Raw genomic sequence first — 16,952 nt, 5'->3', positions numbered from 1 at the left:
TGTTTTTATTTATTGGACATTCTCCTAGGAAGGGTCTATGGTTCTACGCTTGTCATTTAAAAAACTTGTTATATGTATAGAAAATTCAATCAAGAGAATCGCGACTTTGGTTCAGAGCGAAATTCTGGAGGGAAACGTCATTTTAGCCGTCCTTATGGAGATCGTCCTAATTTTAGTGGTGGGAATGGAACGGGTAAGCCTCTTTTTTCTACCCATTGCTCTGATTGTGGCAATTTTTGTGAAGTGCCTTTTAAACCTGTTAATGGGCGCCCTGTTTTCTGTAGGGATTGCTTCAAACGTCAGGATCAAGATGGTTTTGAACCCAGACGCTTTGAGCCAAAGGCTCCACGGTTTGCTCCTGCCCCTGTTTCTGAGCCAAAAATGACGAATGAGCAGTTTAAGACCCTCAATGCGAAGATGGACAAAATCTTGGAGATTTTGGAAGCTGCTATGGAAGAAGAAATTGATTTTGAAGATGACGAAGATTTTTCAGATATGGAGGAAATGGTTGAGGAGGTCACCGAGGCTCCTGTTGCTCCAAAGAAAAAACTTACTCGAGGTCAAACAAAGCGAGCTAAGCGAACGGGTAAAAAGCTCTAAGCGTTTGAGATAGCCTCTAGTTTAGTGTCACCCCAGACTCTTCCGCATCACGGCGGCTTCTACAAGATCTTCCTGAAAGTCGAGGCCTAGCTCTTGTTTGTAAAGAATGCTTGAGGTGAGGTTGCGGTGCAGAAAATGATTGGGCTTTTGAGGTCCGAGTTCGATGCCTAGTATCTCTTGGCAAAGGTGTACGTCTTCTAAAATTTCCTTAGCCCAGCTCTCACTTTTGGCATAGTGCTCTAAGTTTTCTATGTTCAGGTATTTGCCGGCATGGTGCAATTCAGAGCGGAGAGTGAAGAAATGTTGTTCTAAGAGGTCGAGAAGATTTTGGGCTTTTGCCTTTTTGAGTGCTCGACCTGTTCCAATGAACTCGGGTGGGACGCCCAAAGAATAGCAGGCGGCTGTGAAGGAAATGGCTCTGGGTAATTTCACCTCTCCTACTCCTCGATTGTAACCGAAGAGACCTACGTGCTGCACACGTTCACGGCGAGCTGGCACGTGTTTGGCCATGGCGTTGATGGTGGGTGCGAAGGCTTCGAGGGTGGGGTGATAGACATCTTTGAACAAGTGCATCAGAGTTTTGAGTTTTTCGAAAGTGGCATCATCAAAGTCGGGCGCTTTTAAGCTTGGGAGTGTTTTTTGGATGTATTGAAGCGCTGTTTTTACTTCCTCTTGAGGATAGTCGTAACGGAAAGCGGATTGAATGGAAACGGTTTGTACTCCTTCATATTGAGGCAGCACTTTTTCTAAATTTTCAGGATTGATGCCTCCGCGAAATGGAAGAGATCCGCTGCCGATGATGGGATACATGGGAATACCGGTTTCTTTTTCCATGCGAGCAATTTCACGCAAAGCCAAACGAGAAGCTAAAACGGCAGGCACGAAACCGGCGTTGAGGGCTGGGTCTGAGCGAGCGATGAATACGCGTAAATAAGGAGGGTCTTTTTTGAAGTGTTCACGGTGCAGGCGTAAAAATTCGGTGAGGACTTCGGCGCAGTTGGCCAAATCATCCACGCTTTCAAAAAGAGGAATGATGTGAATGTAATCTTCTCCAAAACGATTGCAAGCGCTGGAGTCTTCTTCGCAGAAAATTTGTTCGTGAAGTTGGGCTGTTTTTTGAAAGGTTTTTTGAATATGCAAGAGTTGATCCGCGCTCTTGGTCATGGGCAAAATGAGCTCGAAAACGGGTGGCGTATACAGATTCAGCGATTTCATGAATTCAGCAGCAGACAGCACGCTCATGTAGGCACGAGCCAGTTTGAACGTTTTTTCTTCCCAAATGTTGGGGATGCGCAAAGTGATGAAGCGATCGCGACCCAGTTGCTCCTGCTTGAAGGCTTCGAAGTGGTTGGTCAACAGGCGTTCGATCATTCCTTCGTCGGCGAATTTGCCTTCCCAATCCCACATGTACTCGTCGCAGCCGAGGCCGAAGAAACTTTGATAAATTTCTTCCACTTCCAGGTGAGTGTTTATGAAAGGAGTGTCCGACCAAAAGGGTGCACAGGCATTGTCGGGATGCTGAGTCGCCATGAGCGACGGGATTTTGCGGTCGTGGAGAAGATTGAACATGGCTTAGGCGGCCAATTTAACTTTGTCGAACTCCGGATCGATGGTGAGGCGACTTTCTTCAGGCAAGGATTGGCCTTGGTATTTGGAGCTGGCTTTTTTGTTGTAAGGGACGTCGGCTGGACTGCTCATTTCTTCAAAAGCGAGTTGGCACACGCGCATGCCTGGGTAAAGGGCTACGGGCATACGGTTGATGTTGGTGATTTCAAGAGTGATGGTTCCTTCAAATCCGGCGTCGATGAAGCCGGCCGTGGAGTGTACGATGATGCCGAGACGCCCGAGCGAACTGCGGCCCTCTACACGAGCCACGATGTCGTCGCCGAGTTTTACTTTTTCTATGGTTACGCCGAGCACAAAGTCGCCTGGGTGAACGATGAAGGGTTCTTCAGGATTTGTGATTTCTACGAGCTTGGTGAGTCCTTGAAAGCTGCCCATTTTGAGGGGATCGAGCACGGGAAATTTACTGTGCTCATACACTTTGAACCATTTGCCCAAACGTAAATCCATGCTGGAAGCATGAATATTTTTTTCATGATCATTTTCCGGCGATTCAACGGCAATGCGGCCGCTTTGAATGGCAATTTTGATGTCGTGGTCGGAGAGGATCATTGGAAAAGTTAAGCGGACTCAATGTACCTTTTGATGAGCCGCATCCGCAAGCGCTTTTGACTACCATGATATTTTCCAATCTTTCTGATCCTTGTAGTCTGGGATTCTATTATTCGCCAAAGCAAACTCCACATTTCTTTTTTGAAGTTCAATAGTTCCTGCCAAACTTCCATCAGGAGAGTTTGGTCTTGGCCCCACCCATTCAACGAGTTTTTCCTGAATCGAGGCTTGGGTATCCATTGTTTCTTTTCTCAATGCTTCACATCGAGCAATAGTCTCGAGATGTTCAGTAGTTAAATCTTGGTTTGGATGAGAAACAAAGTAACCTTGAAATTCAACCTTACTAAAGTGCAGTAATTGGTATGGAAAGCTAGCAGACCCAAAAATTGGGTGAGGAGAAGAACCTCGGAACTCCTGTAATAAAGCGTCCCCTAGACGCGTTTCGCTCATAGCACAATCTAAGGCTTCCGCCTCTAAAGTACCCAATTCTTTCTGTTGAGCGGGGCTGAGCTGTTCTAACTTTTGATTGTATTCAGTAAGTCTAACCTGAAAAGCATCCAACCTAGTTTGCTTCTCTTTAATTGATTGATCCTGTTTCTCAATATAAGCCAATATATCCCGACTAAGGGACATTGCTCTTATTGATCGATCTGGCTGATTTAGTAATCTAATCCTGCGTATTGCATCTAAAGCAGAGATTAATTTAAGCTTTTCGTTTTGATTTAAAACCGCTTCAAGATTTTCTTTTTCAGTCGCTTCCATCTCTACTTCTGCCAATTGTAGGACTTCCTCTAATTCTTCTGGCTTTAGGAGCTGTTAACATAAGACTTTGAGTAAAAGTGCCACAAGGCAGAGGGAGATAAAGGAGGCATACATCAGGTCTAATTTGTCATAGCGAGTTGAAATTCTTCTGTAATTTTTCATTCGGTGAAATAGGCGTTCAATCTCGTTGCGGTAGGCATAAATGTTCTTGTTGTATTCCCACGGAAATTTCATTTTTGCCTTTGGAGGAACGACTGAGTTATGCCTTTTTCTTCGCACAGCTCCAGAACTTTGTAGCATGAATAACCTTTGTCCATAGCCAAATGATCTACTGTTTTTGGAAACGAATAATCTCTCAAAATTTGTTTTCCAACTTTCACATCGCTCACTTCACCACCTGTTAAAACAAAGTGCATCCCATGATCTGGATCTCCAGCAATCATGTGAATTTTTGTAGTGTACCCACCTCTACTTCGGCCTAACGCTTGTGGCCCCTTTTTTTCATGGCTCCCGCTGCACTGTGGTGCGCTCTATTTGTTGTACTGTCCAGGAAAGCTATTCGCACTTGAAGTACATCTGCTACTTCAAGTGCTCTAAGCATTTGTCCAAAAAGTCCAGATTCGCTCCACCGTTTGTATCTTGTATAAATCGTGTGCCAGTCATTCTCTTTTTCTCTGTAATCGTAGGGCATTTGTCTCCATGCGCACCCTGTTTTAAGTACATAACAAATGGCATCCATGCAACGTTTCAGTGGAATCTTTTCAGGCTTTCTGGGCTTTGGAAAATAAGGCTGGATCAGTTTGAACTGTTCATCCGTTAGCATCTGGTACATGGCGTTAGGGTTAGAGTAACTTCACTCTACACCACTCCTCTATTTATGTTAACAGCTCCTAGTTCTTTAATATCATCAAAAGCCTTTGACATGGAATAGGAGCCTCTCCTGATGCTAGAATCAAGTTCTTTTATGAAAATTGCTCTGCGTAAATCTTCTCTTTCTTGATCGGAAACTGCTTTAACGAAGAGTCTAAACATCAAGAAATCTTCTTTAAAAGCATATTTGATTTTTATATTTTCATCTTCAGCAGCTTTTTTAGCATTTTCAATTTTTTCCGATTCTTCCAATCCAGTAAATTGTCCACATGTTTTTTGAGTATTTACTGTAGTAAGGCTACCATTTTCCCCAAATGGTTTTTCTTCATATGCTATCCCCTTATAGGGCAATTCCATCTTCCCTTCCCCTCTTTTGTATTTTATGGTTGGCACGAAGATTTCTTCTAGAAATGCCTTTTCATTCAGTCTAAGCAAGGCTACGGTAAAGGGCTCTTGTGGGTTTGGAGCAATGGGTGACTCTTTCGGACCAAAAACTATCGAGATGTAATGTAGAAAATCTGCTTTAAGTGAAGGGTCCTTTTCAAGGTCCTCCTCTAAGGTCTGTATTCCTAGATTGTTTAACATATCTTTGTAGCTCTCTTCTGTTCTTTCTTCAAATCTCTTTCTCATCAATTTTATTAATTCGGAGCGCCTGGTATCGCTCAGAGATAGAGACTCCCCCATATCTGTCAATGGACTGAGTTGGTACCCTCGCGCGACTTTTTTTGCAAAAACAATTGGAGCAGTTTTGGATCTGGTGCTAGATCTAAAGATCTTTTGGAATTCTTCTTCAGATAGAGGAGGTATTTGCAGATCACCATTTGGTGCTTCAGTTAATTCACCCTTAGGAATGTTGAATTTACGTAATAATGCATTTGCGCTTGGATATACTTCTGCTAAATCCTCTTCTTCTCTTTTGTCTTTTCCCGTCCATCCTGCTACGGCTGCATCAAATTGAGTTCGATGGCGAAGAAGTATGCATGCAAGTGTGTCCTCTAGGTTTTGGGAGAGGTCAGTATCTATTTCGTAAATAATATGATCCTCATATCTTTGATATAGGGGCAATCCTGCTATCATTGCTAGATTCGATAGGAACTTTTTTTGAGCTTGGTTAGCTCCCAATGCTAAAAGGTTATAGATGGAAATCTTCCCGCTTTTTGCATCTACGTGAGCCAGTTTTTCCTCTCCATTCGCATAAATGTATCCTTCTCTAAAATATAAGAGCCCTCGATCGACATCTAATCAACTGACGTAGTTCCCCGGGCGTAAGCCCGAGGGATGTAGTGGGTGCCCGCATCTTCGTGGTGGTGTAAAGTGGAGGCATGAAGAAGCTACGAAAAAGCTCACACGCAGTTTTCATCTGTGACTATCACTTAGTTTGGCCGACCAAATACCGTCGGAAGATATTCAACGAAGGTGTGTTGGCTTTTCTGCAGGAAGTGATGAAGGATATTCCGAAGTACTATCCGGAACTGGTGGTGAAAGAGGTAAACACGGATTTAGACCATGTACATATTTTAATTTCCATACCTCCACAAATAGCAGTGGGAGAGGTGGTGAGAATAATAAAAGCCAACACAGCTCGTGAGTTGAACATAAAGTTTCCGTTTCTTAGAAAAGTGGACTGGGGACGAGAAGTATTTGGTCGGCAGGTTACTTTGCCTCCACAGTTGGGATTAACGAGGAGGTCATTCGAAAGTATATCCAACAACAGGGCGAAGAAGATGCGGGCCAAGCGCAGCTTGAACTAGGCTGAAACCCCGAGCGTAAGCTCGGGGAGGTTCATTCCTTCAAGATATGCTTTAAACGCATCGAAATTTGAAAATTCTGTTGGAAGAACTGTGACTTGATTTATTCGCTCAACATGGGCAGCTCGAGCCGCTTTTTGCTCCTCATCTTTTTGCCTAATCGCACCTTTCTGAATTTCTATTACTCCTAATGCTCTCCCAATTTCTTCTGTGTCGTTTTGTACCGTATCGCCTAGTTTTATACCTGTTGAATCAGCCATGTAAAGAATTCTAGATCCTTAATTATAACACTGTTATTCTAAAAGTAAAGCTGATATTTTATAGCAAAGCTGCAAGTCCGATGTACTTGCTTGGAGTGAGTTCCAGCAAGCGGTTTTTTGCATCCTCGGGAATGGTGAGGCCTTCCACGAAGCTGCGGATGGTTTCTTGGTTCACGTCGGTGCCACGAGTGAGGGCTTTGAGTTGTTCATAGGCGTCCTTAACGCCGTAGCGGCGGAGCACCGTTTGGATGGGTTCGGCGAGCAGGGCCCAATTGGCATCGAGGTCGGTGGCAAGTTTAGTCTCGTTCACCTCAAGTTTATCGAGGCCTTTGAGCAGGCTCTTGTAAGCGAGGAGGGAATAACCGAACGCGAGACCTATGTTGCGGAGCACGGTGGAATCGGTCAGATCGCGTTGCATGCGGCTGATGGGTAGTTTTTCGCTGAAATGTGTGAGTAGGGCGTTCGCAAGACCGAGGTTCCCTTCGGCATTTTCAAAGTCGATGGGATTCACTTTGTGTGGCATGGTGGACGAACCCACTTCCCCCTCGATCACCTTTTGTTTGAAATAGCCCATGGCGATGTAGGACCAAAGGTCGCGGCTGGCATCGAGGAGTACGGTGTTGACCCGACGCATGGCATCGAAAATCTCGGCCATGTAGTCGTGGGGTTCTATCTGGGTGGTGTAACGCTGCCAGGTCAGTTCGAGATGTTCTACAAATTGTTTGCTGGCGGCAATCCAATCCACTTTTGGGTAAGCCACGAGGTGGGCGTTGAAGTTCCCTGTTGCGCCGTTGATCTTTCCAAAAAATTCGGCCTTGGTCAAAAACTCATATTGGCGGAAGAGACGCGCGCCGATGTTTTTGAATTCTTTTCCGACGGTGGTTGGTGTTGCGGGCTGGCCGTGGGTGTGCGCCATCATGGGCACTTTGCGATAGGTTTCCGAAAGTTCTTTGAGTTTGGCGAGTACTTTTTCGAGGGACTTGAGGAGTACGCTGTTCAGTCCCGCTTTCATCATTTGGGCGTAGGCCAAGTTGTTGATGTCTTCGCTGGTGCAGGCAAAATGGATGAAGGGCACGAGGTCTTCGCGGCCCAGCACCTTGAGAGCTTTTTGCAAAAAATATTCCACGGCTTTCACGTCGTGATTGGTGGTCTTTTCGAGTTCCTTCACTTCTTCGGCAAACTCGTCCTGGAATTGAATGTAAAGTTTGCGGAGCGATTCCACCTCCAATTTTTCAAGATGGCCAGCTCCTTCTAATTTGAGGGTGTTGCAAACGAAGATCAGCCATTCGACTTCCACCGCGATGCGGCTGCGAATGAGTCCCGCTTCCGAGAAAATTTCGGTCAATTCGGTGACTTTTTCTGAGTAACGGCCGTCGAGCGGAGAGAGTGTTTTATGCATTTTTGAGTAGGTGACTACAGTGAGACAGGTTTGATTTCAAAGGAATTTTGAACGACTTTGATGTGATTTTTCACTTTCTTCGCGAGGTCTTTGTCGGTGAGCGCGAGGATGCGCACGACGGCTTGAGCCGCATTCTTGGGGTCCACTACGGTGATGGCGGGGGTTTCACCGGGCATTTGCAAGGTGGAATGGATGTTCGCGAGATAGTCTGCGTAATCCTTGAATGGAGGGCAAGCGAGCACTGGAAAGTGAGAGTTTGCAGAAACGAGCCCGCTGAGCGCGTTGCTGCGTCCGGCCATGTTCACCCAGACCACCGTCTCTTTCTTTTCGTTGAACTTCTTGATGATTTCGAGGGTCTTTTCGGGCACCTTGTGGGCGCTGGATACATAGATTTCATACTTCACGCCGTAGTCATCGAGGACTTTGGCGATGTTCTTCGCGTGGTCGAGGTCGACTTTGGAACCGAGGAGAAAGGGTACAATCATGGGGTTCGGGGTTACTTGATGAAGTAAGGAGTGAGGTTTTGTTGCAAACGAGCTTGAACGTCGCCGGGAGTGGCTTCGAACTTTTGTCCAGTGATCATTTCGTAGGCTTGCATGTATTTTTGGGCGGTTTCGATCAAAATTTCCTGAGGAATCACGGGCATTTCTCCTTCCCCACGGTAACCTTGATTGGAAAGCCAGAGGCGGAGGAACTCCTTGTTGATGTTGTCGGGTTCTTCGCCCGCAGCCATCTTGGCTTCGTAGGTGTCTGCGATCCAGAAACGGGAGGAGTCTGGCGTGTGGATCTCATCGATCACCACGATCTTTCCATCCGGCATACGGCCGAATTCGTATTTGGTGTCCACGAGAATCACTCCTTGTCGAGCGGCCACTTCCACTCCACGAGCGTAGAGTCCGAGGGCGTAGTTCGCGAGTTGATCCCATTCCTCTTGGGTCACGAGTCCCATTTCAACGGCTTGTTGAGGTGTCACGTTTTCGTCGTGCGCTCCGTGAGCGGCCTTGGTCGTGGGCGTGATGATCGGCATGGGCAAACGCATGTTCTTTTTGAGTCCTTCGGGCAGTTCGTTTCCACAAAAGTTGCGCATGCCCTTTTCGTTGTAATTATACCAGATGGAGGTGGTGGTGGAGCCGGTGATGTAGCCGCGCACGATCATCTCGATCATGAGCGGCTTGCATTCGGTGCCCACGATTACGTTGGGGTCTGGGTAGGATTCGATGTAGTTCGGGCAGATGTCCTTGGTGTTTTCAAACCAGAATTTGGTGATGGCATTGAGCACTTCCCCCTTGAATGGGATGAGCGCGATGATGCGATCGAAGGCGGAAAGACGATCGGTTGTGATGAGGATGCGTCTGTCGCCCTGAGTGTAATTGTCTCGCACTTTTCCTTCGTAACGGGTTCCAAGGTTCGTAAAATTCGTGCCTTTCAGAACATGCGGGATCTGAGAGGCAATGACAGCAGCGTCGAGCATCGGGGATGAGTTAGGGGTAGTTTTATTTTAGGGAAGGATGACGGGAGGGGCAAGCTGAAACTACTCTGACTTCTTTCTCTCAAACTCTATGTTCAATATTTTAAGTTTATTAGCATGGGGGACTAGCGCAAATACGGCCAAGGCACCCAGGAGTGTTAATCTTTCGAAGCTGACCTCGATATAATTAAAAAAATCAGCTAATAAGACTAGCAGCGTCAGTACGAATAAAAGGCTACAAATGTTCCTTATTTGGTCTCTAGTTTCTTTCCTCTTTATGCCTAAAATTTTCTCTCTAAGAACCTCAAAAGAAGGCAGTGAATCTATAGGTACGAAAGTTCCCTTTTCATTATCTTCTTTATCGGGTACAAATTGAGAAAATTTAAGTGTTGAATTAGAAAGACTAACAATAAAAAGAATAACCTTACTGAGTCGAGCTATTTCTGAATATTTTTTCAGACTATCTCTTAAGTTAGTGCTGGTCGCTATAATAGGGTTTTGAATTTGAGTCTCAATTACAGCTATTAATTCATTGGTTGTATTATCCACCACTGCTAAATCAAAAATATAACCATCTTGATTCCAACATGTAGATAATGTTTCTGGAGGGTAACCCTTTTGTATCAAGTTTTCCATGACCGACTCTAGTACATGAGTTTCAAAAAAACTATCGGTTGATGTTCTTTTATGATTTTTTACCATATAGATGGAGACGGTAAGTTATTTACACTATAATTAACAATATTTTCGGTATTCAGGGAAATTTGCTTTAATTTGCTCCAATATCCACTGCGTCTCTGAATGTTTTTTATCGCAGTGATCCTTACCGTAGACGAGTAAAACTTTAATTTTTACCGCATTAATGGAAAGAGAAAAAATCACCCGATTTCCTGATGTTTTTGGAGAAAAGTTTGTTCCAGCAACTCTAAAATCAAGTTTGAAGATTCCTACCCCATCTTCTTGGGAGAATTTTAAATTATCAATTAGCCCAGTATTTTGAAAAGCATAGGCACGTTCTAAGGTAGCTATAATAGTTTTCCTCGTTTCAAGCCACTGACGTGTTTTATATTTTTTTAGAAAATCTTTACAGAAATGTCTTTCGCAGTATGAAGAAAATTCAATTTGATAGGATAAATCTTTAATAAACATTCTCTGGAGCTTCGTTATTGATGAGTTGATACGGAATGACTTCCCTATCTTTACACATAGCCCAAGGCATTTGTTTATGAGTGAAATCTACAATCTGTTGAGTGGTAGCCTTTTTCCATTTTTTGCAGACAGCTTTAATAAGTTCTAATTCTTCTTTATTAAGAACAGTGTCATCTGGTTGTTCCACTAAAGAGACCATTACTGCAGTGCCATTTTTCTCAGCACTAAGAGATTCATCGTTATCGATAATATCAAAAAATTCAATTGCTACAGGTCCTCTGGCGAATCTACGGTATTCAAATCCAGAAATTGGTTTTAAAGTTTTGTAATAGTTCGCAAAATCACATAGATATACTAGTTTTGCCAGTTTAGTTTTTGTAATTTTCCCATCAGTATCAGCTCCATATTTAATACATTGAAGAATAAGATTCTGAAACTTAATAAAAGTTTTTTCACTAAAGTTTTGCGCCTCTATTTTTTGAGTTACTTCCATTTCCTGATCCAGAATTATCTCAAGCGGAATGTCGAAAATTTCCGATATTTGTTTGAGTTCATTGAGAGTGACGTCTCTTTCACCCTTCTCTATCGCAACAAGAGTGGGTCGCGAAAACCCTAATTTTTGAGCAAGCTCTTCTTGAGAAAGTCCTGCAGACTTGCGAAGCTTGGTAATAAAATCCTTCATGAGCGAGTGGTTAAGGCGATTCATCTACATGATACTTCGATCTACTTAAAAGTCAAGTATTCACACAAATTATCTATTTTAGCTCGTTTTTATTGCATTTTGTAATAAATTCTTTACAAAACTAAGCTCTCTTTGGTACGATTATCCCGTGATAAAACACCGAGTTCTTCCTCCTCTTGAAGACTCGCGAAGGTTGGTCGAGCCCGAGATTCAAAAATGAGGTCTGAAACCTATGAGCACGGCTAAAACATTCCTTATTGGACGCAATGCCCTAACGGGAAGATTGGTACCAGTTGAGAAGGCAAGGGGGAATCCAGAGAAATACGTTGTAGAGCGCATGCCGAAATCCGGCAATGGTGACACAAAGTAGTTGATCTGCCCGAAAAGGCGGTTACGGAGTGGTAGCCGCCTTTTTAAATTTTTATCACAAACCTCCACTCCTTCCTTGCCCATTCTTTCCCCGCATAATCCACTCCAATCCGAGGGGTTGCGAGGATCTGATCCACCTTTTCGCCGCGGTCTTCAAACCACAAATCTGATTTAGGAGTGGCTGGTTTGCCGTAAAAACTCTTATCGATCTGAAGGGCTTTGGTGAGGCGGGCGGGGCCGCTAAGGCCTTCGAGTCCGCGGATGAGGACGGCGGATGGGAAATCTGTGGGGCCGGTGACGATGTTGAGGAGCCAGTGAATGCCGTAGACGAAGTAGACGTAAAAGTGACCGGCTTCGCCGAACATCACTTCGGTGCGGGGCGTGCGTCCTTTGGAAGCGTGGCACGCGAGGTCCTCGGGTCCGTCGTAGGCTTCGGTCTCGGTGATGCGGTAGGCGTGCTCAGTGCCATCCGGAAAGCGGCGCACGAGGTATTTGCCGAGGAGGTCACGGGCGACGTCCACGGTGGGGCGGTTGAACCAACGGAGAGGGAGGGCTTTATTCATGTTGCCATTTTATACTGCTTTGTGTTATTCTTAAAATATCCAAGGGCTGTTCAGCTACAGTAACTCGCGGGTGACGCAAATACTCCTCTTCTGAGGGGTTTTTTGTTTATCAAAAAACCTGAAAACATTCTGCTAAAAATGTACCGCAGCGCTAGGCTCCTTAGTGGGCTTCTTGATTTTAAGCAGAGTGGCCAATAGTAGCGCAAGTCCAGAAAAGAGAGTTCCGGCAAAGAAAGCGGCGTGGTAGCCACCCAGTAAGGCCACCATTTCTTCTGCTCCTGAGGCGAGCAAACTGGCAGAACGAGACGAGGCGAGACTGGCTAAAATAGCGAGTCCAAGCGCTCCACCCATCATGAAGGAAGTGTTGATCATTCCCGAGGCGAGGCCGGAGTCTTCTTGTTTCACATCGTTCATGGCAGCGAGCAAGAGCGGGTTGAAGGCAATTCCTCCTCCGAGGCCAAAGAGGATCATGCTGGGCATCACGTTCATCACAAAAGTTCCTTCCATTGGAGCGAGTACAAAGAACCCCAGTCCTGCTGTGATCAAAGCGAGTCCGACCATAAGCGTGGGGCGGATCCCGAAACGAATGACTAGCTTGGCAGAAACACCGAGTGACAAAATGGCCATGATGATGTTGCATGGGAGGAAGGCCAGTCCCACAAAGAGCGGACTGTAACCGAGCACGAGCTGTAGATAAAGAGCGGAAAGGAAGAACCATGAGAACATAGAAGCCGCCCAAAGCATGGCCATGGCATTGGCGATGGTCATGTTGCGGAGTTTGAAGAGTCCCAGCGGCATCAGTGGTTTTTTAACTTTGAGTTCAATGGCAATGAAGATGAGCAAGAGTACTAAGGCTCCCCCCAGTTCGAGCCAGGTTTGTGCAGACCCCCATCCCACTTGATTTCCATTCACAATGGCATAAACCGCGAGCAGCATGGCTGAGGTGATGGTGACGGCACCGGCGGCGTCCAAGTGACGTGGGGCACCGCTTTCTTTGTGGAGTGGAAGCAGTTTGAGGCCCAGTACGAAGACCAGAATTCCCAAGGGGACATTCACTAAAAAGATCCAATTCCAACTGAACGAGTTGGTTAATATTCCACCGAGCAAGACACCCAGTGTTCCTCCCCCGGAGTTCACAAAACCATAGACGCCCATGGCTTTGGCGCGTTCTGTCGGTTCAGTGAAAAGATTCATGACGAGAGAAAGGGCCACGGCGGCAACGATCGCCCCTCCAAACCCTTGAAAGGCACGGGCAACGATGAGCAGCTCTTGAGTGCTGGCCAATCCGCACGCTAAGGAAGCTAGAGTGAAGAGTCCCAAGCCCATGAGGAAGAGTTTGCGGTGGCCAAAGAGATCGCCGAGGCGTCCCCCGAGCAGCAAGAAGCCTCCAAAAGTGAGCATGTAGGCATTCACCACCCAAGCGAGCGTGGACTCGGAAAAGCCAAGGTCGTCGCGGATGGAAGGCAGCGCCACGTTCACAATGGTCGTGTCGAGTACGATCATGAGAGAGCCAAGACAGAGCACAATAAGGGCGATCCAACGGTGATCGCGTAGGGCAGAAGACATGGAAAAATGGGGCGAAAGAGTGCCGGTATACTACGCTCCGTGTGGATAGCGTTCAAGCACAGTATAAACGGAGCCTTGGGGTGTGAGTTCCGACTGGTAGAGGGCGGTTTCGGTCACCTCGAAGCCACTGAAGTCGATGGGCTTGAAGGTCAGTGCTTTGCCATCGATGGTTTTACGGAGGCGTGCGAGTGTGAGGTGAGCGATGGATTCTTTCACTTCAAGGTCTGGGAGCGTGTGTTTCAAAAAGAGCAGCAACTCAGAGCAGAGTTCTTGAAACTCGAGGCTGCGTTCGAATTTGGTCCAAACGATTTTGGCCTTGCCCATTTCGGGGTACAGCGTCACGCGCTTGGGCTGCAGGATGAATTTAGGAATTTTGGCGCAAACGCCGCGGGCCAAAGATTGTACTTCTGGCACAAGGGAGTCGGGTACTTCTCCTAAAAAGAGGAGAGTCAGGTGAAAATTTTCGGTGGGGATCCACTTGGCATCTTTGAGAGCAGAATGAGTTTTATACGGTTCGATAAAAGCCTCGAGTTCGCTGGCAAGTTCTTTTGGAAATTCTAGACCTAAAAACAGTCGTTTCATGGTTCAAGGAGGGTGAAATCAGTATAATCCACAAAGTCGTCGCTCCATTTTATTTCCACTTTTTCAACTTCAGCAAGGTCAGGTCCACGGTGGGTCCAATCCAAAAGTTCTTTTAGATCTTTGTCGGTGCCCTCTGCTTCGATGTGGACGCGGCCATCTTCCAAATTTTCAACATAGCCTGTGAGTCCGAGTTCTTTGGCTAGGCTTTGTGTGAGCGAACGGAAGCAGACCCCTTGGACTTTGCCGGAAATATAAAGCTCCATGTGTTTCATGGTTTTAGCTTAGAAAATCTCCCTAGTAAGTTCAAGCGGCTTTGTTTAAAATAGCCGCGATTTACCCTTCCTCACATGACACGACAAGCTTTCACCGTTATCCTGGGCGCTCAATGGGGCGACGAAGGTAAAGGGAAACTCGTGGATGTTTTGAGTGCAAATTTCGATATTGTGGCTCGTGCGACGGGCGGTGCGAATGCGGGTCACACGGTGTATGTGAAGCAAGGTGAGGAAATTAAAAAATTTGTGTTTCACCTTCTGCCCAGTGGACTTTTGTATCCGCATGTTCAGTGTGTGATTGGCAACGGCGTGGTCTTGCATGTGCCCAGTCTGTTTGAAGAAATTGAAGCGATGAAAACTCAAGGCTATGAGGTGGAGAGTCGCGTGAAAATTTCGGATCGTATTGCTCTTTTATTCGATTATCACAAGCTTATTGATGGAGCTCAGGAAGACTCTAAAGGAACTCAAAAAGTGGGGACGACTCGACGTGGAATTGGGCCTGCCTATGCCGATAAAATCAATCGACGTGGGCTTCGCCTTTGCGATTTAGCTCACTGGGAAAGTTTTGTAGAAAAGTACAAGGCCAATGTGGAGTGGCATCAAAAAAATTATGGATTCGAATACGATGCTGAGGCAGAATTGGCTGTCTTACAGGGGGTTCGCTCTCGGCTTTTGGCCATGATGGTGGATGGTGCTCTCGTGCTCGATCAAGCTTTGGCGGCGGGTAAGAAAGTGCTCGTGGAGGGGGCAAATGCAACTTTGCTCGATATTGATCATGGAACTTTCCCTTTTGTGACTTCCTCCAACCCCAGCATTGGAGGTATTTTCACTGGAACCGGTCTTTCTCCTCGCGATCTTGGCGACAATATTGGAATTGTGAAAGCCTATATGACTCGCGTGGGCAGTGGTCCCTTCCCAACCGAACTTGTGGATGCACTCGGTGACTCCATTCGAGAGGCAGGGGGTGAATATGGCTCTACCACGGGGAGGCCTCGTCGCTGTGGATGGTTCGATGTGCCGATGACGAAATATTCCGTACGGCTCAATGGCTTTACGGCACTCAATTTGACGAAGCTCGATGTGTTGGACGCGCTTGATGAGGTGAAAATTGCGGTGGCTTATAAATTGGATGGCCGCAATTTGGACAGTATTCCGGCGAGCCTCGAAGACCTAGCACGCGTGGAAGTGGAATATGAAACTTTGCCTGGTTGGAAAAGCTCTCTTAAAGAAGTGACTTCGTGGGATGCGTTGCCTCAAAATGCCAAAAATTATGTGCTTCGACTGGAAGCTTTGCTTGGCTGTCCTCTGAAATACGTGGGGGTTGGGCAACGACGCGACCAACTTTTGCTGCGCTAAACGCGAACGTAGTTTTCTTGGTGAGCTTGATACTCTCTTTCGAGGCTGGGAACGGCGTTTTTATAGTAAAATCCGAGGGCTTTTTCGATGTCTTTATCGATGCGGTGCTGAATTTTAATCAAGAGTTTGAGTATTTTTTTTTGCTTTGGATCACTGCTTAAAATTTCGTAGCAGGCGTTTTCTGCACCTTGTAAATCTCCTTTTTGCATCATTTCTTTGACTTGTCGCTCCGCCTTTTGATAGAAATTTTCCTTGGCTTCTTTAGCACTGCGTTCGATTTTTTTTCTGGTTTTTTCCAGCAGATGATGCAATTTCTCGGAGCTTGGAAAGACCGAAAGCAGCTTGAGATAAATGGCCTGCAGTCCTTCCCAATCCTCTTTTTCTTCCAAAGTTTTGAGCAAGTCTGAATGCAGTTTTTCGTTCACATAATAAGCCTGGGCGTCGCACAGGGCTTCTTTTAAATCTTCGTCGCTGGGATAAGCGTTTAAAGCTTCTTTGGCACTCAGCAGCATCAAGTCATAATTTTTTTGGGACTTGGCGACTTGAATTTGTTTTAAATGATCTGTTTTGAGCATCTCATCATTCTAACTCAAAACGCGCGTTTTTTCAAGGCTGTTCACTTTGGATGTGGCTTTAGTTGCCGTCCACAGTGAGCTCTCTTCCATCGGTGGTCAATGTGCAGGTTGGGTCGCGGGGAGGAAGATCTGCTGCGTCAGCGAACCAGGTGCAAGCTGCGCTTTCTATAGGCTCATTGAATGCTACTGTCCATCTAAAATCATTATTACAATTGTTATAAACATGCATTTCACAGGAACCTATTTGATTTGATGCGCAGGCGAAAGCTACTGTGTCTCCATTTTCACCTTCAGTTCCCTCTTGAATTTCTCCTGTAATAGAAGTTTCTTCTCCAGATAGGGCCATTTGAATGCTAATGGCAGTTGTGCCATATTCTGCGAGAAGGTCTTCATCTGACAAACCGTCTGCTTCATCCGCTGCGACATCGCCGTTCACTCCTACGGTGGTGCAATCGTCTGTTGGTGCATTTTTTTCAGGCAGACAGCCCCATCCTGCTAGGGTGCCTAATAAAGCCAATTCTTTGAATTTCATATGCGATTGATTATAAGAGTTCAA

22 protein-coding genes and 1 pseudogene are annotated in these 16,952 nt (G+C 45.9%); 3 read left to right on the top strand and 20 right to left on the bottom strand.

Annotated elements, in window-relative coordinates:
* Positions 1 to 72 precede the first annotated feature (72 nt).
* Positions 73 to 312, top strand: a pseudogene (locus tag IPG41_00740) (hypothetical protein).
* Between the two features lie 315 nt (positions 313 to 627).
* On the opposite strand, the gene ppcA reads toward IPG41_00740, so the two are convergent.
* Genes ppcA through IPG41_00705 form a run of 7 tightly spaced genes read right to left on the bottom strand, consistent with a single transcriptional unit; the run spans position 628 to position 5,484 of the window.
* Positions 628 to 2,169 carry a phosphoenolpyruvate carboxylase gene (ppcA, locus tag IPG41_00735; GenBank protein ID QQR55090.1) on the bottom strand — a complete coding sequence of 514 codons (1,542 nt, stop codon included), beginning with the start codon at positions 2,167 to 2,169 and terminating at the stop codon, positions 628 to 630.
* Positions 2,170 to 2,172: 3 nt separating this feature from the next.
* Positions 2,173 to 2,775 (bottom strand): dCTP deaminase, encoded by a 603-nt coding sequence (locus tag IPG41_00730; GenBank protein QQR55089.1) that lies wholly within the window; start codon positions 2,773 to 2,775, stop codon positions 2,173 to 2,175.
* A gap of 60 nt (positions 2,776 to 2,835) precedes the next feature.
* Positions 2,836 to 3,552, bottom strand: a complete 717-nt coding sequence (locus IPG41_00725) for a hypothetical protein (protein QQR55088.1) — start codon at positions 3,550 to 3,552, stop codon at positions 2,836 to 2,838.
* Between the two features lie 39 nt (positions 3,553 to 3,591).
* Entirely contained in the window at positions 3,592 to 3,771 is a 180-nt protein-coding gene (locus tag IPG41_00720; protein QQR55087.1) for a transposase, read from the bottom strand.
* Positions 3,768 to 3,980 (bottom strand): transposase, encoded by a 213-nt coding sequence (locus IPG41_00715; GenBank protein ID QQR55086.1) that lies wholly within the window; start codon positions 3,978 to 3,980, stop codon positions 3,768 to 3,770. Before IPG41_00715 ends, IPG41_00720 begins: the two co-directional genes overlap by 4 nt.
* A 35-nt stretch (positions 3,981 to 4,015) precedes the next feature.
* Positions 4,016 to 4,369, bottom strand: a complete 354-nt coding sequence (locus tag IPG41_00710; GenBank protein QQR55085.1) for a transposase — start codon at positions 4,367 to 4,369, stop codon at positions 4,016 to 4,018.
* 26 nt (positions 4,370 to 4,395) lie between these two features.
* A complete protein-coding gene (locus IPG41_00705) occupies positions 4,396 to 5,484 on the bottom strand; it encodes a hypothetical protein (GenBank protein QQR55084.1) in 1,089 nt (362 codons plus the stop codon).
* A gap of 245 nt (positions 5,485 to 5,729) precedes the next feature.
* On the opposite strand from IPG41_00705, the gene tnpA reads away from it, so the two are divergent.
* Positions 5,730 to 6,158 (top strand): IS200/IS605 family transposase, encoded by a 429-nt coding sequence (gene tnpA / locus IPG41_00700; protein QQR55083.1) that lies wholly within the window; start codon positions 5,730 to 5,732, stop codon positions 6,156 to 6,158.
* Here the strand turns inward: tnpA and IPG41_00695 are convergent.
* The 11 genes from IPG41_00695 to IPG41_00645 form a co-directional block, all read right to left on the bottom strand.
* A complete protein-coding gene (locus IPG41_00695) occupies positions 6,155 to 6,415 on the bottom strand; it encodes a hypothetical protein (GenBank protein ID QQR55082.1) in 261 nt (86 codons plus the stop codon). The two genes, tnpA and IPG41_00695, sit on opposite strands and share 4 nt — an antisense overlap.
* 58 nt (positions 6,416 to 6,473) lie before the next feature.
* Complete coding sequence (gene purB / locus IPG41_00690; protein ID QQR55081.1) at positions 6,474 to 7,814, bottom strand: adenylosuccinate lyase; 1,341 nt, start codon at positions 7,812 to 7,814, stop codon at positions 6,474 to 6,476.
* 14 nt (positions 7,815 to 7,828) lie between these two features.
* Entirely contained in the window at positions 7,829 to 8,299 is a 471-nt protein-coding gene (locus tag IPG41_00685; protein QQR55080.1) for an AIR carboxylase family protein, read from the bottom strand.
* A gap of 11 nt (positions 8,300 to 8,310) precedes the next feature.
* Entirely contained in the window at positions 8,311 to 9,285 is a 975-nt protein-coding gene (locus tag IPG41_00680; protein QQR55079.1) for a phosphoribosylaminoimidazolesuccinocarboxamide synthase, read from the bottom strand.
* Positions 9,286 to 9,345: 60 nt separating this feature from the next.
* Positions 9,346 to 9,984: a hypothetical protein gene (locus IPG41_00675; GenBank protein QQR55078.1), complete on the bottom strand. Its 639-nt coding sequence runs from the start codon at positions 9,982 to 9,984 to the stop codon at positions 9,346 to 9,348.
* 33 nt (positions 9,985 to 10,017) lie between these two features.
* On the bottom strand, positions 10,018 to 10,431 hold the full coding sequence (locus tag IPG41_00670; GenBank protein QQR55077.1) for a hypothetical protein: 414 nt from the start codon (positions 10,429 to 10,431) through the stop codon (positions 10,018 to 10,020).
* Positions 10,421 to 11,113 carry a DUF4065 domain-containing protein gene (locus IPG41_00665; protein QQR55076.1) on the bottom strand — a complete coding sequence of 231 codons (693 nt, stop codon included), beginning with the start codon at positions 11,111 to 11,113 and terminating at the stop codon, positions 10,421 to 10,423. The genes IPG41_00670 and IPG41_00665 overlap by 11 nt, the downstream gene beginning before the upstream one ends.
* 413 nt (positions 11,114 to 11,526) lie before the next feature.
* On the bottom strand, positions 11,527 to 12,045 hold the full coding sequence (locus IPG41_00660; GenBank protein ID QQR55075.1) for a DNA-3-methyladenine glycosylase: 519 nt from the start codon (positions 12,043 to 12,045) through the stop codon (positions 11,527 to 11,529).
* Between the two features lie 132 nt (positions 12,046 to 12,177).
* Entirely contained in the window at positions 12,178 to 13,611 is a 1,434-nt protein-coding gene (locus tag IPG41_00655; GenBank protein ID QQR55074.1) for a DHA2 family efflux MFS transporter permease subunit, read from the bottom strand.
* A gap of 30 nt (positions 13,612 to 13,641) precedes the next feature.
* On the bottom strand, positions 13,642 to 14,193 hold the full coding sequence (thpR, locus tag IPG41_00650) for an RNA 2',3'-cyclic phosphodiesterase (protein QQR55073.1): 552 nt from the start codon (positions 14,191 to 14,193) through the stop codon (positions 13,642 to 13,644).
* The gene (locus IPG41_00645; protein QQR55072.1) at positions 14,190 to 14,465 is read right to left on the bottom strand and encodes an acylphosphatase; all 276 of its coding nucleotides are present in this window, start codon (positions 14,463 to 14,465) and stop codon (positions 14,190 to 14,192) included. Before IPG41_00645 ends, thpR begins: the two co-directional genes overlap by 4 nt.
* A gap of 75 nt (positions 14,466 to 14,540) precedes the next feature.
* Here IPG41_00645 and IPG41_00640 point away from each other — a divergent pair, with 75 nt between their 5' ends.
* Complete coding sequence (locus IPG41_00640) at positions 14,541 to 15,821, top strand: adenylosuccinate synthase (protein QQR55071.1); 1,281 nt, start codon at positions 14,541 to 14,543, stop codon at positions 15,819 to 15,821.
* Here the strand turns inward: IPG41_00640 and IPG41_00635 are convergent.
* Together IPG41_00635 and IPG41_00630 are read right to left on the bottom strand one after the other, a co-directional pair.
* The gene (locus IPG41_00635; GenBank protein QQR55070.1) at positions 15,818 to 16,396 is read right to left on the bottom strand and encodes a hypothetical protein; all 579 of its coding nucleotides are present in this window, start codon (positions 16,394 to 16,396) and stop codon (positions 15,818 to 15,820) included. The genes IPG41_00640 and IPG41_00635 overlap by 4 nt on opposite strands.
* Positions 16,397 to 16,454: 58 nt before the next feature.
* Complete coding sequence (locus IPG41_00630) at positions 16,455 to 16,928, bottom strand: hypothetical protein (protein QQR55069.1); 474 nt, start codon at positions 16,926 to 16,928, stop codon at positions 16,455 to 16,457.
* Positions 16,929 to 16,952: the final 24 nt, after the last annotated feature.

The organism is Candidatus Peregrinibacteria bacterium (assembly GCA_016699145.1).
Classification (GTDB): domain Bacteria; phylum Patescibacteriota; class Gracilibacteria; order UBA1369; family 2-02-FULL-48-14.
This window is presented reverse-complemented; position numbering and strand designations above follow the sequence as displayed.

What these genes read in the sequence shown, in the direction of transcription:
- IPG41_00685 (QQR55080.1), bottom strand. Translation starts at nt 8,299, where the DNA reads ATGATTGTACCCTTTCTCCTCGGTTCCAAAGTCGACCTCGACCACGCG.
- IPG41_00645 (QQR55072.1), bottom strand. Translation starts at nt 14,465, where the DNA reads ATGAAACACATGGAGCTTTATATTTCCGGCAAAGTCCAAGGGGTCTGC.
- IPG41_00680 (QQR55079.1), bottom strand. Translation starts at nt 9,285, where the DNA reads ATGCTCGACGCTGCTGTCATTGCCTCTCAGATCCCGCATGTTCTGAAA.
- IPG41_00640 (QQR55071.1), top strand. Translation starts at nt 14,541, where the DNA reads ATGACACGACAAGCTTTCACCGTTATCCTGGGCGCTCAATGGGGCGAC.
- IPG41_00730 (QQR55089.1), bottom strand. Translation starts at nt 2,775, where the DNA reads ATGATCCTCTCCGACCACGACATCAAAATTGCCATTCAAAGCGGCCGC.
- thpR (QQR55073.1), bottom strand. Translation starts at nt 14,193, where the DNA reads ATGAAACGACTGTTTTTAGGTCTAGAATTTCCAAAAGAACTTGCCAGC.
- IPG41_00695 (QQR55082.1), bottom strand. Translation starts at nt 6,415, where the DNA reads ATGGCTGATTCAACAGGTATAAAACTAGGCGATACGGTACAAAACGAC.
- IPG41_00670 (QQR55077.1), bottom strand. Translation starts at nt 10,431, where the DNA reads ATGTTTATTAAAGATTTATCCTATCAAATTGAATTTTCTTCATACTGC.
- purB (QQR55081.1), bottom strand. Translation starts at nt 7,814, where the DNA reads ATGCATAAAACACTCTCTCCGCTCGACGGCCGTTACTCAGAAAAAGTC.
- IPG41_00715 (QQR55086.1), bottom strand. Translation starts at nt 3,980, where the DNA reads ATGATTGCTGGAGATCCAGATCATGGGATGCACTTTGTTTTAACAGGT.
- IPG41_00655 (QQR55074.1), bottom strand. Translation starts at nt 13,611, where the DNA reads ATGTCTTCTGCCCTACGCGATCACCGTTGGATCGCCCTTATTGTGCTC.
- ppcA (QQR55090.1), bottom strand. Translation starts at nt 2,169, where the DNA reads ATGTTCAATCTTCTCCACGACCGCAAAATCCCGTCGCTCATGGCGACT.
- IPG41_00720 (QQR55087.1), bottom strand. Translation starts at nt 3,771, where the DNA reads ATGAAATTTCCGTGGGAATACAACAAGAACATTTATGCCTACCGCAAC.
- IPG41_00630 (QQR55069.1), bottom strand. Translation starts at nt 16,928, where the DNA reads ATGAAATTCAAAGAATTGGCTTTATTAGGCACCCTAGCAGGATGGGGC.
- tnpA (QQR55083.1), top strand. Translation starts at nt 5,730, where the DNA reads ATGAAGAAGCTACGAAAAAGCTCACACGCAGTTTTCATCTGTGACTAT.
- IPG41_00705 (QQR55084.1), bottom strand. Translation starts at nt 5,484, where the DNA reads ATGATAGCAGGATTGCCCCTATATCAAAGATATGAGGATCATATTATT.
- IPG41_00635 (QQR55070.1), bottom strand. Translation starts at nt 16,396, where the DNA reads ATGCTCAAAACAGATCATTTAAAACAAATTCAAGTCGCCAAGTCCCAA.
- IPG41_00660 (QQR55075.1), bottom strand. Translation starts at nt 12,045, where the DNA reads ATGAATAAAGCCCTCCCTCTCCGTTGGTTCAACCGCCCCACCGTGGAC.
- IPG41_00675 (QQR55078.1), bottom strand. Translation starts at nt 9,984, where the DNA reads ATGGTAAAAAATCATAAAAGAACATCAACCGATAGTTTTTTTGAAACT.
- IPG41_00710 (QQR55085.1), bottom strand. Translation starts at nt 4,369, where the DNA reads ATGTACCAGATGCTAACGGATGAACAGTTCAAACTGATCCAGCCTTAT.
- IPG41_00665 (QQR55076.1), bottom strand. Translation starts at nt 11,113, where the DNA reads ATGAAGGATTTTATTACCAAGCTTCGCAAGTCTGCAGGACTTTCTCAA.